Source organism: Microbacterium wangchenii, from assembly GCF_004564355.1.
Lineage (GTDB): Bacteria > Actinomycetota > Actinomycetes > Actinomycetales > Microbacteriaceae > Microbacterium > Microbacterium wangchenii.
This window is the reverse complement of the sequence record NZ_CP038266.1, coordinates 2,308,180-2,323,080: the sequence shown is the minus strand read 5'-3', so window position 1 is coordinate 2,323,080 and position 14,901 is coordinate 2,308,180. Positions and strand designations below refer to the sequence as shown.

The following is a 14,901-nucleotide window of genomic DNA, read 5'->3' as shown; positions in this document are numbered from 1 at the left end:
CATGCGCCGCGACCCCAGCGCCGCGCATCTCCTGGGCCGCGTCGCGGCGGTGGAGGAGCGCATCCGAAGGCTCGTGGCGGCGCGGCGCGCGGACGATCCGCAGCCGGACGACCCCTTCCGGGGGTTGTACCTCAGCGACGAGATGGTGGATCGCCTGCTGGACACCGAGCGCCGCCCGCCGCTGCAGCCCGATGCGTCGGCGGCATTCCTCGCGAGCGAGCGGGAGGCCGATCTGGCCGAAGCGGCCGGTCACCCGTCCCGGCTGCGCGAGCTGGCACGGGAGTTCGCACTCTCGCCGCTCGACGTGGAACTCCTTCTGGTGGCGCTCGCCGCCGACGTGGACCCACGTTTCGAGCGCTTCTTCGGGTACCTCAACGACGACGTCACACAGCGCCGCCCAACGGTCGGGCTGGCATTGGAGCTGTGCGGCGCGTCCCTGATCCTGGTCGCCGATCGGGGACGACTGCTGCATGGCCCGCTCCTCGCCGGGGGCCTTCTCACGCTCGACGAGCCGGATCGAGCCCTGCCGGCGCGCATGCTCCGCGTCCCCGATCGTGTCGTCGGACACCTGCTCGGCGACGACACGATCGACCTGCCGCTGGCGGGCGTGCTGGCTGAGCCGCTGGCGGCCGAGTGGGGTGATCCCGCGCAGATCGTGCGGGCGCTGCGTGCTGGCATCCGCTCCGTGTATCTGCGGGACTCCAGCACCGGATCCGGCACGTCCGTGGCGGTGCGCGCGCTGTCGACGGTGGGCAGCGACAGTCTCGTTCTGGACCTCGAGAAGCTCCGAAGCGCCCCGGACTCCGTGCAGCTCGCGCGTGCGGCGGTGCGCGAAGTCCGGCTGCGCGGATGTGGTCTCGTGGCCGGGCCGGTCGTCGGTGGCATCGAGCCGGCTCTCGTCGCGGCGGTGGACGCCGTGTCCCGGCCGACCATCCTGATCGGTGAGGGCGCGTGGGACGCGTCGTGGACGCAGCAGCTGCCGGCACTCGTGCAGGTGCCTCCCAGCACGATCGACGAACGGGTCGCGCTGTGGCAGGGGGCGCTGGGGCCCGCCGCGTTCGGCGTGGATGTGGCGGGAGCCACAGAGCAGTTCCGGCTCAAGCCGGAGCAGGTGGCCCGCGCCGCCGCCGCAGCACGCACGCAGGCGGCGCTGACGCCGACGGGCACGGTCACCGCGGATCACCTGGGTGCCGGAGCCCGCGCCGGAAACGGATCCGCTCTGGACCGCCTGGCCCGTCGTGTTGAGCCGGCGGTGCGCTGGACCGATCTCGTCCTGCCCCCCGCGGTGCTCAACGCGCTGCACGAGATCGAACTGCGCGCCCGCTTCCGGGAGCGCGTCCTCGGCGAATGGACCATGCGCCCCGGCGGCGGCCGCGGGCATGGCGTGGTCGCTCTCCTGGCGGGCGATTCCGGAACGGGCAAGACCATGTCGGCCGAGGTCGTCGCGGGGGAGCTCGGACTCGACCTGTTCGTCGTCGATCTGGCGACGGTGGTGGACAAGTACATCGGCGAGACCGAGAAGAACCTCGACAAGATCTTCGCCGCGGCCGCGGACGTGAACGCGGTGCTCTTGTTCGACGAGGCAGACGCGATCTTCGGCAAGCGATCCGAGGTGAAGGATGCGCACGACCGGTATGCGAACGTCGAGAGCGCGTTCCTGCTGCAGCGGATGGAGAGCTTCAACGGCCTGGCGCTGCTCGCGACCAACCTCCGCGCGAACATCGATGAGGCCTTCACGCGCAGACTCGACGTCGTCGTGGACTTCCCGCTTCCGGATGCCGCGCACCGCGCCGTTCTGTGGGACCGGTGCCTAGGGGTGCGGATACCGCGGGACGACGACCTGGACCTGCAGTTCCTCGGGGGCGCGTTCGAACTGGCTGGCGGCGCGATCCGGGCAGCCGCCGTGACGGCGGCGTATTTCGCGGCCGGCGCGGGGGGCGTCCTGACGATGGAGCACGTCATCACGGCGGTGCAGCGCGAATACCGCAAGCTCGGTCGTCTCACCGCCGAACGCGAGTTCGGCAAGTACTGGACCCTCATCGCGCGGTGAGTAGGGAGGAATGAGGCGGTGTTCGATCCTGGGCGCAGGCCTGCTCGATGGGGCACCGTGGGATGCTCGCGCGTGTGCCCATTCGATGCAGACAACGCGCGCCGAGTGGCGTAAGCAGACGGAAAGGAGCTACAAGGAGGAGAGTCGTGCCGACAGTCGACCTTCTGGTTGCGGAGCAGATCAGCGCACGCCGCGTCGCCAGCAACTCCCGGATGAACGAGCGCCAGCCTTTCGGGCGCAGCAGTCGAGACCTCCCGGTCCTGGACGCAGCCGGGGTCCTGCGCCTGCAGCGCGAGGTGGGAAACGCCGCCACCTCCAGCGTTATCGAAGAAGAGCGTTCGCCGGTGCTCGACGCAATCTCGTCGGGCGGAGAGACCCTGCAGGGCGCCGTCCGGGCCGACATGGAGTCGCGGATGGGCGCGGACTTCGGGGACGTACGTGTGCATACGGACACTGACGCGTCCGAATCCGCTCGATCCGTGGGGGCGCGCGCGTACACCGTGGGCCCACACCTCGTTTTCCAGCGTGACGCCTACGATCCCGGCTCGCCGGAGGGCAGAACCACATTGGCCCACGAGCTGACGCACGTGATGCAGCAGCGTGAAGGACCCGTCGAGGGCACGCCTGCGGAGGGCGGAATCAATGTGAGCAGCCCTGATGACCGCTTCGAGCGCGACGCGGTCGAAAACGCCGCACGCGTTCTGAGCGGTCCGGCGGTGGCTGAGCCGCAGGTGCAACGAGATTCTTGTTGCGCCGAGCCGGTGGCGCAGCGTGAGGATGACCCTGGGGAGGAACCGGAAGAACTCTCGGCTGAGGAGCCGGTACAGACCCTGCTCCAATGAGGAAGACCGCTTCCGTCTCCACCCGGAGGTCCAACAGTCATGTTGACAGCACGCGCTACGCCCCAGGAACTCGCCTCACCGTCTACGCCGGGAGTCGGCGTTCGGAGGGCGACGGCTCCGGCTTTGAGCCGCAGGTGGCACGGGGCCGCGATAACGCCGTCCACCCTACTGACGATGCAGCGGTCGGGCGGAAACCGTGCCGCGATGTCGACAGTCATGCGCTCCGTGGTGCAGCGAGAAGATGCCACAGCCGCCGCTGTATGCGCTCCGACCGTAGACGAGGATCGCAACGCCAGTCCCGCTGCGCCGCCGGAGACCGCGGTTTGCGAAGAGAAGTTACATGTCTTGACTTATCAGGGTCAGCAGTACGCGATTGTGGAGAGCCAGTGGAAGCCGTTCTTGACCGGCCTGAAAGGGACGTTCCGACTGCGCGTGCTGCGCCCGATGGAATCCCGGATGTCAACAGCTTCCGGCCTCTACGCCGACATGAAGAAACTGAACTCCGATCAGCGGATCGTGGCATGGTTCCTTGAGGCAGCGCGGACGGGAATCAACCTCGATGAGGTAGAGCCGCTCATCGCCGCGGGCGAGAACGCGCTGGCCGCCGTGCGAGCCGCCCTGCCTGGGGACGATCTCGCCGCGACCGAGACTGCCACGCGAATGGCGCAGGAAAGAGTCGAGGCCGCGCACACCGCCATCGTTGATTACCGCGCTCGCCAGATCGGCACGGCGGAGACCACCGTGCTCGCTTTGGAGCTCACCTCAACGGTGTGCTTCATGATCTTCGCGATTGCCGGCGGCGCGGTTCTTGCTGCGCCCGTCGCGGCCGGCGGGCTCGGCTTGGGTCTCGTCTCCAGTAGCGCGATCATGGGCGGCGGGACGGCCCTCCTGTCGAGTGCTGCTGCGGTCGGTGGCAAGGTCGTGACCGGTGATGAAGTCGGCTGGAAAGACGCTAAGAACGTCGCGATTGACACCGTGGTGGGCGCAGGGGCCGGTGCAGTCGGCGGCGCGGTTGCCGCGAAGCTCGGACCCTACCTCGCTCCGGCTCTGTCGAAATCTCTTGTCGCTAACGGCTTGTTCACCGACGTCGCGGAGGAGACACTCGTGAAGGCGGTCGGCTCTGTGGTCTCAGGTTCCGCGGGCGGCATGGTGCAAGGGGCGATTACCGACGGCGTGCGCGTCCTACGTGGACAAGCGACGATGGAACAACTCCTGCGGAATGTCGTGGTGAACCTGATCGTTGGTGGCATCGCCGGACTCATCGGTCACGCGGTCGCAGGCAAGGCCGGAGCCCCCGCGGCGCCGGAGACCCACACGCCTCAGACTCGAAACGTCCGGGTGGCCAACCCAGAACTCGTCGCACGGTATGAGGCGACCGCGAACAAGCGCCTCCCCGACGTCGTCACCCGGACGATCGCTCGCGAACGCAGCACACCTGGCCGTGCCAGGTTGGCCGAGCTCTCGAAACAGTTCGACGATCTGCGGACGGAGGTGGGTGACGCGCCGACCCTGACACCCAATCAACGGACGCGAGGCAACGACATCATCCGCGAAGCTCGCGACCTCGCTGGAAAGGACTACAGCAACCTTCAGAAAAAGGTCATGCCGCAGTTGCGGGCGGATCCCCAACTTAGGGCGATCGAGAACCAGCTTGTCGCCGCGGGCGACGCGCAGGCTGGTCCTCGGGGCACGTTGCGCATCAAGGTGGTCAGGGCCGACGGCTCGGAAGCGTTCGAGCCGTTCAACCTCGAGCACAAGATCCGGCTATCCGATAACCCGTGGCTGGCGAAGTCAGGGCGAAACCTCGTCCTGACCGACGCGCCCCAGAATCAGCAGTATCTCGAGGCCTTGCGCAAGCAGGGTTCCATTTGGCCCGCAGACGTCGTCGAGGGGTTTGTCGTCCGCCATCAGCTCAATGACCAGGGCGTGAACTTTGCGCCCGGGACGCGCTGATTCGCCACCCTGCCCTTTCGCGCACGGGCCGGTACCCGCACGCCCGGCCCGACGGACTCTCACCCTGGGCACCTGCCGTCGAACACTGAGGGCACGGATGTGTCTGAGTGAAGGAGTCGGAGATGCCCACCTATCTATCTCCCGGTGTCTACGTGCACGAGGTCGATGCGGCGACGCGGCCGATCGAAGGTGTCGGCACCGCCGTCGCCGCCTTCGTGGGTGTGGCGCCGGACGGCCCACAGAACCAGCCGACACTCGTGTCGAACTGGACGCAGTACGTGGACACGTTCGGCGGGCTGTACGCGGGCGCCTACCTCGCATACGCGGTGTACGGCTATTTCCTGAACGGGGGCGGAAACTGCTACATCGTCCGGATCGGAACGTCGGAGCAGGGCCCCGGGCGGGAGAGCAAGAAGGAGAAGGACGCGAAGTCCGTGAATGCCGCACCGACGGTGACCATCGGCGGCTATGCGATCACGGCCAAGAGCGCCGCCGCCAACGCCAAGCCGGTCAAGGTGGAGGTGAGCCCGGCCGGGGGTGAAGCGCCCGCCGAAGACGAATTCATGGTTTCGGTCATCCTGGAGGGGCGTGCGCCGGAGGTCTGGGAGAACGTCTCCACGAAGCCCGGAACCGAGAATTACATCGTCACGAAGGTGTCGAGCGAGTCCAAGCTCGTCACGGTGACCGAAGTCGCCCAGGGCGCGGCACTGAAGCCTGCGACCGGGACGTTCGATCTGGCGGTGCCCGAGCCCGAGCCGCAGCCGCTCGCCGTGGACCGGCTGCGCGCTGCCGACTACATCGGCGATCCCGCCGACCGCACCGGATTCGGCGGCCTCCAGGAGATCGAGGAGGTGACGATGGTCGCCGTGCCCGACCTGATGGCGGCGTATCAGCAGGGCGCGATCGACCTCGAGACGGTGCAGGCCGTGCAATCGGCGATGGTCGCACACTGCGAGCTCATGGGCGACCGCCTCGCGATCCTCGATCCGCCACCGGGGTTGAGCGCCCAAGGGATCACGACGTGGCGGGCGGACGCGGCCCACGACTCGAAGTACGCCACGCTCTACTACCCCTGGATCAAGGTGCTGGACCCGATGTCGGGGACGAATCAGTTCGTCCCGCCTTCCGGCCACATCGCCGGGGTGTGGGCGCGCAACGACAACGACCGGGGCGTGCACAAGGCGCCTGCCAACGAGATCATCCGCGGCGTCGTCGCCGTGGAGACGCAGCTCACACGCATCGAGCAGGAACTGCTGAACCCCGTGGGGATCAACGCGATCCGGAAGTTCCCGGGCCAGGGGATCCGCGTCTGGGGAGCGCGCACCCTCTCCAGCGACGCCGCTTGGCGGTACGTGAACGTCCGGCGCCTGTTCAACTATCTGGAGAAGTCGATCCTCGGCGCCACGCAATTCGCCGTCTTCGAGCCGAACGACGCCGCGCTGTGGGGCAAGCTGCGCCGGTCGATCTCCAGCTTCCTGCTGAACGAGTGGCGCAAGGGCGCGCTCTTCGGCCGGACGCCGGAGGAGGCCTTCTTCGTCAAGTGCGACGAAGAGACCAACCCGCCCGAAATCGTCGACGCCGGACAGGTCATCTGCCAGATCGGCGTCGCGCCGGTCAAACCGGCGGAGTTCGTCGTATTCGAGCTGTCGCAGTTCTCCGGTGGCACCAGCATCGTCACCGAGTGACCGAACCCGCATCGAGGAGGAATCATGGCAATGGATCCGTTCGACTCATCGCCCGCCAATGCGTTCACCGTGACCATCGACGGCATCGAGATCCCCAAGGTCGTCGAGGTCTCCGGTCTGAAGACCGAGGTCGACAAGATCGAGCTGAAGCAGCAGACCAAGGACGGCAAGTACATCGTCCGCCAGCTCATCGGGCGTCCCAAGGCCGGGCAGTTCACCGTCACGCGGGGCCTCACCGACTCCAAGACAGTGACCGACTGGCTGAAGGTCGTGATGGAGGGGGATGTCGCCGGCGCCCGCAAGACCGCATCGGTGGCGTTGCTGGACTACAAGGGCGAGACCATCAAGACCTACAACTTCGTCAACTGCTGGGTGCAGAGCGTCGAGCTGAACAGCCTCAAGGCCGGCGCGACCGAGCAGGCGACGGAGAAGTTCACCGTCTGCTACGACGAATCGAGCGTGGCGTGATGCAGCGCGTCCTCGCCACGGCACCCTCGACTGCCCCGGCGGCCTCGGATGACACGGCCATGCGCACCGAGTTCCCGTTCGAGCTGCCCCGCGGGTACCTCGACTCGGCGGGCCGGGTGCATCGCTCCGGCGTCATGCGGCTCGCGACCGCACGTGACGAGCTGCTTCCGCTCTACGACGCCCGCGTGCAGGAGAATCCTGCGTACACGACGGTCGTGCTGCTGGGCCGCGTCATCACCTCCCTCGGCGCCCTCGCCACCATCGACGGCACGGTCGTGGAGAACATGTTCGCGTCGGATGTCGCGTTCCTGCAGGCCTTCTACCGGCAGATCAACGCGGAAGGCACGACGCGGATCGCCATCACCTGCCCGGAGTGCGATCACCGGTTCACCGCCGACCTCGCGGGTGGGCGCCTGGGGGAATCATGACGTACGCGGCCGGCCGTATCCACGAGGAGGTCGCGTACGTCGCCTACCACTTCCACTGGTCCTTGAACGACATCCTCGACCTCGAGCACCCCCAGCGGCAGCGTTACGTCGCCGAGATCGCGAAGATCAACCGGCGTATGAGCGAGGGGGACTGAGCCGTGCGCTGGCCGTGGCAGCGCACGGCGCGCACGGCCGCGCCCGCCGTTCCCGCCGGAGCCCCGCCGGAGCCGGCCGGATGGGCGTTCTTCCCGCCGGTGCAGACCACGATCGCGGATGGCTCGCCCGGCGTGCTCGCCGCCGACTTCCTGCCGTCGCTGCCGCTCAGGACCGATCCGTCCTTTCTGGGCGGCACGGCGGTGCACGGCACCGGCGATGCGCCGGGGGGCACCATCGACCTGGACCCCGTCGCCGGGAGCCCAGCCGCTTCCTCCGGTTTCTCGGATCTCGCTCTCCGCCGCACCGCGGGGGACACGAGCGGGCCCGCTCGGAAACCGGTGCCTGCCGTCGCCCAGCGCGAGGCCGCGTCCTCCGAGCCCGGTCTCGACGCCGTCTCCGACGCCGGGGAGGGCAGCGCGGAGCCGTCCTCCCCTCCGCAAGCGACGACGGTGACGCAGGTGCCCGCCGCCGATTCCTCCCCGGGGCAGCAGCCTCGCGCGTCGGCGGGGAGGGCTGGGCCCGCCCCTGTCGTGTCCCGCCGGCTCGCGGTCGATGCCGCTGGCGACGCGGGCGTCGAGGTCGATGCTGAGGACGATGCCGCAGCTGATGGCGGTGCCGCAGCCGATGGCGGTACCGCGTCACGCCCGTCGCCGACGACCCGCGATGCAGAGCTGCTCCCGCCTGCGGGGTCCATCCCGCCGAGGGCCGTCTCCGGCCACGATCTTCCCGCCGTATCCCGCTCGGGTGCGTCCCGCGGACCCGAGCCGCGTGTGGTGGCGAGGATCCCGACCGCGGCCGGCAGATTCCCCTCGACGCGTCCGCGAGGCGTGCAGGACGGGGGACCGCCGCCGTCGATCACCGCGACGCCGGACACCTCACCATCGGCCGCCCCGCCCACCGCAGACGCCCTGGAGCCTCTGCTCATCCAGCGGCGCACTGTCGTCGGCCGCTCCGCGGACGTGCCGGCAACACGGGATCCGCGCGCGTCCACCACCGATTCCGTCGGCCTCCCCGCCGAACCCCTTCCGGCCGCGCCGGTCGCAAGCCGGCACGCGGACGGCGACCCATCGCGATCGGGTTCCCCTGCCGTGGCGGAGGCGACGCCCGCGAGTCGGTGGGAAGGGGCGGCGGACGTCTCCGCCGCGGGCAGCGCGACACCGGCCGAGGCGATCGAGGTCGATGTCACGCCGGCGACGAGCCAGGCGGACGTGCAGCCTTTGCTGCAGGCGTCCCCCGCCCCTTCCGTCCTGCAGCGCACCGTCAGGACCGAATCGCTGCCCCGGTCGGGCGCGACGGCGGTGGGGCGAGCGCCCCGGGTTCGGGCACCGGCAGTCGTTCGACCAGCGGTGCAGCTCTCGACGCGCGGGCCCGAGAGCACTGCGCCGGGGTCCGCCGCTGTGGGATTCCGCCCCCCGGTTCTCGTTGCGCCCCTCCCTCCGGAGCAGCCGCCCGAAGCCCCGGGGGCCGCCGCGCTCCACATTCAGCGCGCCGCCCTGGTGCCCGCGCGCCCGGCCACCGCGCCGCAGCCGCCGGACCCGATCCCCGTGGGCGCTCCGACCCACGCGACGGCGCTCGTGCAGCGGCTCGCGACCCGCTCCGCTCGCGTCGGCGATCCCCGGGTCCCGTCCACCAGCGAGGCGTTCTCGGGAGCCGGGTGGCACCCGAGCGTGCAGCAACTTCGCGAGGGTGAGGCCGATGCCGCGTCGGCGCCCGCCCCGGAGGCCGCCCCGGCTCCGAACCCCGGACTCGCAGCGTCCGTCATGGCGGGCGCGGTGCCCGCACCGGCCGCGCCGGCGGCCGTGCCGACGCGTCCGGAGGAGGTCGACGCGCTCGCCGCTGCGCTGTACCCCGCGATGGTGCGTCGGTTGCGGGCTGAACTGCTGACCGACCGCGAGCGCCGCGGCGTCCGAATCGACGGAGTGTGACGAGATGGCCCTCGATGTGGAGACGGCGGTCAGCGTCCGCTACGTCGTGGAACTGGACGACGCCGAGCTCGGCGCCTTCACCGGGTGCGAGGGTCTGGGCGTCGAGGTGGTGCTGGAGTCGCGGGAAGAGGGCGGCAACAACAGCTTCGTCTGGCAGTTCCCGACCCGCCTGAAGTACCCCAACGTCAAGCTGAGCCGGCCGCTCGGACCCGAGTCCGAGAAGGTACTGCAGTGGCTGCTGAGCGTCACGACCGGCTTCACGCGCAGCGCCGGCACCATCCGCGCGATGACGGCGTCCGGCGACGCCATCGCCGCCTGGTCCCTCGTTGACGTCGTGCCCGTCCGGTGGACGGGACCCTCGTTCGCCCCCGATCAGCCCAAGGTCGTCACCGAGACGCTGGAGATCGCGCATCACGGCTTCACCGACACGAATTCGAAGTACTAGGAGCAGGCCATGCCGCTGACTTCGACGTCCTCCGACACCTCCAAGCTCGAGCACGCGCGGATCGACGTGCACGAACCGGGCCCCGAGCCGGGCAAGCTCGGGCCGTTCAAGTTCGCCATCGACTTCCAGTTCAACCCCCGCGAGCTCACGATGGCCAAGACGGCGAAGTGGGAGAAGAAGAATCAGAACAACTCGGGCGCAGCCGGCCCGGTGACGTACCTGGGGCCGGATGCGCAGAAGCTGACGGTCGAGATGTACCTGGACGCCAGCAAAGCGCAGGACGAGTTCGTGGTGAAGAGCGTGGAGCGTCTGTTCGAGACGTGCCTGCCCACGGCGCGATCCAAGACCGGTGGCAAGCCCTCCGCCCCGTGGGTGCGCTTCATGTGGGGGACGCTCAGCGGCTTCGTCGGCTACGTGACGTCGGTCTCGGCCCGGTACACGCTGTTCTCCCCGGACGGTCGGCCCCTCCGCGCTGTCTGCACGGTCGCGCTCGAGGAGTTCGCCAACCCCAAGCGCAAGCAGAACCCGACGTCCGGCGGGATCGCCCCCCGCCGCTCACATGTCGTGCGCGAGGGCGATTCGCTGCCGCTCCTGGCCTACCGCGAGTACGGCAACGCCGAGCTGTGGCGAGAGGTCGCCGAGGCCAACGGCATCGACGATCCGCTTCGGCTGCGCCCCGGCACCGTCCTGCTCCTGCCGTCGGCGACCGAGATGGCCCGCGCGGCGACGCGCGGCAGAACCCTGCGCGAGGTGCTCCGTGCACACTGAGGCCTACACGAGCCTGCTGACCGTCGAGGTCGACGGAACGCCGCTCCCTGCCGAGCTCGCGGGGCTCCTGGAGCGGGGGCGCATCACCGACGCCTCGGGTCTCCCGGACGCATTCGAGCTCGACTTCGTCGACAGCGACGGCACCCTGCTGCAGAAGGCGTCGCTGCGCATCGGTTCGGTCGTGCGGCTGATCGCCTCGGCGAACGGTCCTCAACCGCCGGAGCCGCTGCTGACCGCCGAGGTCACGGCCCTCGAACGCGAGGACATCGGCGGATCGCTGCGCACCCGCGTCCGCGGTGCGGATCGGTCGCACCGGTTGCTGCGCAACCGCCACGTCGCCGCCTATCTCGACACCACCGTGGCCGACATCGTTGCGATCGTCGTCCGCCGCGCGGGCCTGTCGCCCGGGACGATCTCGGCGCCGACCGCCGTGCTGGAACATGTCGCGCAGGACGGCGTGAGCGACTGGGTCTTCCTGCGGCGGCTGGCGGATGCAGCAGGCTGCGTGTTCGACGTCAGGGAGGGGAAGCTCGACTTCGGTCCACCCCCGGACGCGGGCGACGCCCCCGACGGCGCCGAGGGCGCCCGCGACGATCCGGTCGTGCTGCAGTACGGCGTCAACACCCTCTACCTGCGCGCCACGGTGACCAGCGCGGAGCAGGTGCCCGAAGTGCAAGTCCGCGGGTGGGATGCCGAGTCCAAGGCAGCCGTCGTGTCCACCGCGGCAGCCCGCACGCGGAGCGCGGAACTGCCCGACGCCGACCCGGCGCGGCTTGCCGACGGCTTCGGCGGCTCGCCGTACCTCAGCGGAAACGGAAGCGGCACCCCCGCAGACCAGGACCTGCTGGCGGCTGCCCTCGCCGACCGCATCGCGGGCGGGTTCGCCGAGGTCGAGGCGCACATCCTCGGGAACCCGGTCATCCGATGCGGCACCGCGATCGCGCTGACCGGGTTCGGCGCGCCGTTCGACGGGCGCTACACGGCGACCGAGTCTGTGCACGACTTCGATTCCCGGCTCGGCTACACCACCACGGTCGTCGTCAGCAACGCCTCCGACCGCTCGCTGTTCGGATTGGTGTCCGCATCGCCCGCGCCCGCCGATGCGCCCCTGCCCGGAGTGCTGCAGGCCGTGGTGACCGACACCGCCGACCCGGAGCAGCGCGGGCGGGTGCGGCTCTCGTTCCCCACCCGATCCGACGACTACGTGAGCGGATGGGCCCGGACGGTGCAGCCGGGCGCCGGCGACGGACGAGGATGGGCACTGCTGCCGGAGGTGGGGGACGAGGTGCTCGTCGCCTTCGACTCGGGTCGCTTCGACCGTCCGGTGGTGCTCGGCAACCTGTACAACGGCCACGACCTGCCCCACGGCGGGTGGAACACGCACGTGGCGTCGGGCGGCCGCATCGAGCGGCGGTCGTTCACCTCGCGGACGGGCATGCGCCTGGAGTTCGTGGAAGCGCCGGGCGACGAGCGCGTCGAGCTGTCCACATCCGACGGCACGCAGAAGCTGACGCTGACCCAGACCGCCGAGCGGGGCATCGCGCTGCTCGCGGAAGGCCCCATCACCATCACCGCGAAACAGGATGTCGCGGTCTCGACCTCGTCCGGCGCCGTGTCCATCCGTGGGGCGTCGGTGGCGATCGAGGCCACCGGTGCGCTGTCTGTGAAGGGTGCCACCCTGGAGGTTGCGGCGACGGCGTCCGCCGACATCACCGGCGCGCAGCTGACGCTCGCCGGCGCCGGTGCCACCACGGTGACCTCCGACGGCGTGACCACCGTGCGCGGCGCGACCGTCCTAATCAATTGATGGCGGGAGCGGTCATGGCGCAGGAGTTCGTCGGGTGGGGCTGGTCGTTCCCCGTACGCACCGATCCGACCGGGCGCATCGCCCTGTCAGAGGGCGATCGGAAAATCGAGGAGAGCATCCGTCTGATCCTGGCGACCGCCCCCGGGGAGCGGCCCATGCGACCCGAGTTCGGCTGCGCTGTGCACGAGTATGTGTTCGCGCCCGCGGATGCGACGACGGCCGGCGCCATCGGCAACGCGGTCCGCGACGCGCTGGGGTTCTGGGAGCCGCGCATCGACGTCGTCGGCGTGGCGGTCTCGCTCGAGCGCAGCACCGAGGGGGTACTGCTCATCGACGTCCGTTATGAGATCCGCGGTACGAACGACCCACGCAACCTCGTGTTCCCGTTCTATGTCATCCCCCAGCATGAAAGGACGGCGTCATGACCCTTCCCGCACCGCGTCTGGATGATCGCCGCTTCCAGGACCTCGTGGACGATGCCAAGCGCTTCATCGCCGTCTCCTGCCCGGAGTGGACCGACCACAACGTGTCCGATCCCGGAGTGACGCTGCTCGAGGCGTTCGCACAGATGGTCGATGAGCTCCTCTACCGCCTCAACCGGGTGCCGGACCGCCTGTACGTCGAGTTCCTGAACCTGCTGGGAGTGTCGCCGCATCCTCCCGCCGCGGCCACGACCGACATCGTCTTCTGGCTCACCGCGCCGCGACCGCACGACGTCACGATCCCCGGTGGTACCGAGGCGGCCACGCGACGGACGGAGGACCGGCCGGCAGTCGTGTTCACGACGACCGACGCGACCAGCGTCCGGCCCCGCCGCCTCACCCATATCGGCTCGCAGCCGGCTGACGCGGAGCCCGCGGTGCGGTCGGCGTCGCGGTTGGGCGACGGCCGGCTGGACGCATTCTCTCCGAATCCCGCCGTCGGCGACGGGCTGCTGTTCGGGCTGAACGACGCGGCCGGGGCGATGGCGGTGCGGCTGACCCTCGACTGCGCCGTGCGCGGCGTCGGCGTCGACCCGCTCGCGCCCACGCTGCGCTGGGAGGCATACACGGGCTCGGACTGGACAGCGTGCGACGTGGTCTCGGACGGCACCGGCGGCTTGAACCAGGCCGGCGAGGTGCTCCTCGTGGTGCCGCGCAGCCATGCGGCGGCGACGCTGGGCGGAGTGCGGGCCGGATGGCTGCGGTGCCGCCTGATCGAGGCCGATTCGGGAGCGCCGACGTACAGCGCATCACCCGTGGTGCGGTCTGCGTCGGCAGACGCGGTGGGCGCGGTCGCCCCCGCCGTGCACGCCACCACCGTGGCCGACGAGGTCCTCGGACTGTCCGAGGGGGTGCCCGGTCAGCAGTTCCCGCTGGCGGCTCACCCGGTCGTCGCGGACGGCACGGAGTTCATCGTCGAGGTGGGCGCCGGCGCGGGGTGGGAGTCCTGGCGTGAGACCGACACATTCGCCGGGCTCGATGCCGGCGAGCGGCGCATCACCGTCGATCGCAGCAGCGGAACCGTGCGCTTCCCGCCCGCCGTCCGCGAGCCCGACGGCAGCCTGCGGGCCTTCGGGGCCGTCCCGCCCAAGGGTGCGCCGCTGGTGGTGCGGCGCTATCGCATCGGCGGCGGCCTCGTCGGGAACCTCTCGGCCGGATCCCTCGTGGTCGTCCGCAGCGGCATCCCGTTCGTGGGCCGCTGCGAGAACCGCGCTGCTGCGACGGGGGGAGCCGACGGCGAGACCGTCGAGGAGGCGAAGGTCCGCGGGCCGTTGATCCTGCGCACCCGCGACCGCGCCGTGACTCCGGAGGACTACGAGCAGCTCGTGCGACGGTCGACGCCGGGCGTCGCGCGGGTGCACTGCATCCCCGCGTCCGAGAGCGGCGCCTCCGGCGAGGTGCGCGTGCTCGTGGTCCCTCGGGTGGCCATCGGCGAGGACGGCCGGCGGGAGCTGGCCGATCTGCAGCCGTCCGCCGAGCTGCTGACCCAGATCCGCGACGAGCTGGAGCCACGCCGCTCCGCCGGTGCCCGAGTCCTGCTCCGCACACCGGACTACCGCGGAGTGACGGTCGTGGCGAGTCTCGCCGCCCGTCCTCGGGTGGCCGTCGCGAGCCTGCGGACGGCAGCGCTGCAGGCGCTGTACCGCTATCTCGATCCGCTCACCGGCGGCGCCGACGGCACGGGCTGGCCCTTCGGCCGGCCGCTGTCGGCCGGCGAACTCCACGCGGTGCTGCACAACCTGACCGGAACCGAACTCGTCGACGAGGTGCTGCTGTTCCCCGCTGATCCGGACAAGGGGACCCGTGGCGAGCCGACGCAGCGGCTGGAATGGGGCGCCGAGTCGGTCCCGTTCTCGTATGAACACCGGGTCCGCGTGACCGCCGGGGTGTGA

At 70.2% G+C, this 14,901-nt stretch carries 13 protein-coding genes; all 13 read left to right on the top strand.

Annotation, left to right across the window (positions count from 1 at the left end; genetic code table 11):
• Window position 1: 1 nt before the first annotated feature.
• The 13 genes from E4K62_RS11205 to E4K62_RS11145 all read left to right on the top strand — a co-directional run bounded on the left by E4K62_RS11205 (window position 2) and on the right by E4K62_RS11145 (window position 14,901).
• Window positions 2-2,050, top strand: coding sequence for an ATP-binding protein (locus E4K62_RS11205; protein WP_135067467.1), 2,049 nt, complete (start codon window positions 2-4; stop codon window positions 2,048-2,050).
• 146 nt (window positions 2,051-2,196) lie between these two features.
• On the top strand, window positions 2,197-2,892 hold the full coding sequence (locus E4K62_RS11200) for an eCIS core domain-containing protein (protein ID WP_240742670.1): 696 nt from the start codon (window positions 2,197-2,199) through the stop codon (window positions 2,890-2,892).
• A 204-nt stretch (window positions 2,893-3,096) separates the two neighbouring features.
• On the top strand, window positions 3,097-4,845 hold the full coding sequence (locus E4K62_RS11195; protein WP_135067465.1) for a hypothetical protein: 1,749 nt from the start codon (window positions 3,097-3,099) through the stop codon (window positions 4,843-4,845).
• 122 nt (window positions 4,846-4,967) lie between these two features.
• The gene (locus E4K62_RS11190) at window positions 4,968-6,530 is read left to right on the top strand and encodes a phage tail sheath family protein (RefSeq protein ID WP_135067463.1); all 1,563 of its coding nucleotides are present in this window, start codon (window positions 4,968-4,970) and stop codon (window positions 6,528-6,530) included.
• Window positions 6,531-6,554: 24 nt separating this feature from the next.
• Entirely contained in the window at window positions 6,555-6,998 is a 444-nt protein-coding gene (locus E4K62_RS11185) for a phage tail protein (protein WP_135067461.1), read from the top strand.
• The gene (locus E4K62_RS11180; protein ID WP_135067459.1) at window positions 6,998-7,426 is read left to right on the top strand and encodes a hypothetical protein; all 429 of its coding nucleotides are present in this window, start codon (window positions 6,998-7,000) and stop codon (window positions 7,424-7,426) included. Before E4K62_RS11185 ends, E4K62_RS11180 begins: the two co-directional genes overlap by 1 nt.
• Window positions 7,423-7,581, top strand: coding sequence for a DUF6760 family protein (locus E4K62_RS11175; RefSeq protein ID WP_135067457.1), 159 nt, complete (start codon window positions 7,423-7,425; stop codon window positions 7,579-7,581). Before E4K62_RS11180 ends, E4K62_RS11175 begins: the two co-directional genes overlap by 4 nt.
• Before the next feature lie 3 nt (window positions 7,582-7,584).
• Window positions 7,585-9,507 (top strand): hypothetical protein, encoded by a 1,923-nt coding sequence (locus E4K62_RS11170; RefSeq protein WP_135067455.1) that lies wholly within the window; start codon window positions 7,585-7,587, stop codon window positions 9,505-9,507.
• A 4-nt stretch (window positions 9,508-9,511) separates the two neighbouring features.
• Entirely contained in the window at window positions 9,512-9,952 is a 441-nt protein-coding gene (locus tag E4K62_RS11165) for a phage tail protein (protein ID WP_135067453.1), read from the top strand.
• Between the two features lie 9 nt (window positions 9,953-9,961).
• Window positions 9,962-10,720, top strand: a complete 759-nt coding sequence (locus E4K62_RS11160) for a CIS tube protein (RefSeq protein ID WP_135067451.1) — start codon at window positions 9,962-9,964, stop codon at window positions 10,718-10,720.
• Entirely contained in the window at window positions 10,710-12,527 is a 1,818-nt protein-coding gene (locus tag E4K62_RS11155; RefSeq protein WP_135067449.1) for a VgrG-related protein, read from the top strand. Before E4K62_RS11160 ends, E4K62_RS11155 begins: the two co-directional genes overlap by 11 nt.
• Complete coding sequence (locus E4K62_RS11150; protein ID WP_240742669.1) at window positions 12,527-12,952, top strand: GPW/gp25 family protein; 426 nt, start codon at window positions 12,527-12,529, stop codon at window positions 12,950-12,952. Before E4K62_RS11155 ends, E4K62_RS11150 begins: the two co-directional genes overlap by 1 nt.
• Window positions 12,949-14,901 (top strand): putative baseplate assembly protein, encoded by a 1,953-nt coding sequence (locus E4K62_RS11145; RefSeq protein WP_135067447.1) that lies wholly within the window; start codon window positions 12,949-12,951, stop codon window positions 14,899-14,901. Before E4K62_RS11150 ends, E4K62_RS11145 begins: the two co-directional genes overlap by 4 nt.

Excerpts from the sequence above, each read along its gene's own strand:
- E4K62_RS11205 (WP_135067467.1), top strand. The coding sequence starts at position 2 with ATGCGCCGCGACCCCAGCGCCGCGCATCTCCTGGGCCGCGTCGCGGCG.
- E4K62_RS11195 (WP_135067465.1), top strand. The coding sequence starts at position 3,097 with ATGTCGACAGTCATGCGCTCCGTGGTGCAGCGAGAAGATGCCACAGCC.
- E4K62_RS11190 (WP_135067463.1), top strand. The coding sequence starts at position 4,968 with ATGCCCACCTATCTATCTCCCGGTGTCTACGTGCACGAGGTCGATGCG.
- E4K62_RS11185 (WP_135067461.1), top strand. The coding sequence starts at position 6,555 with ATGGCAATGGATCCGTTCGACTCATCGCCCGCCAATGCGTTCACCGTG.
- E4K62_RS11180 (WP_135067459.1), top strand. The coding sequence starts at position 6,998 with ATGCAGCGCGTCCTCGCCACGGCACCCTCGACTGCCCCGGCGGCCTCG.
- E4K62_RS11175 (WP_135067457.1), top strand. The coding sequence starts at position 7,423 with ATGACGTACGCGGCCGGCCGTATCCACGAGGAGGTCGCGTACGTCGCC.
- E4K62_RS11165 (WP_135067453.1), top strand. The coding sequence starts at position 9,512 with ATGGCCCTCGATGTGGAGACGGCGGTCAGCGTCCGCTACGTCGTGGAA.
- E4K62_RS11160 (WP_135067451.1), top strand. The coding sequence starts at position 9,962 with ATGCCGCTGACTTCGACGTCCTCCGACACCTCCAAGCTCGAGCACGCG.
- E4K62_RS11150 (WP_240742669.1), top strand. The coding sequence starts at position 12,527 with ATGGCGGGAGCGGTCATGGCGCAGGAGTTCGTCGGGTGGGGCTGGTCG.
- E4K62_RS11145 (WP_135067447.1), top strand. The coding sequence starts at position 12,949 with ATGACCCTTCCCGCACCGCGTCTGGATGATCGCCGCTTCCAGGACCTC.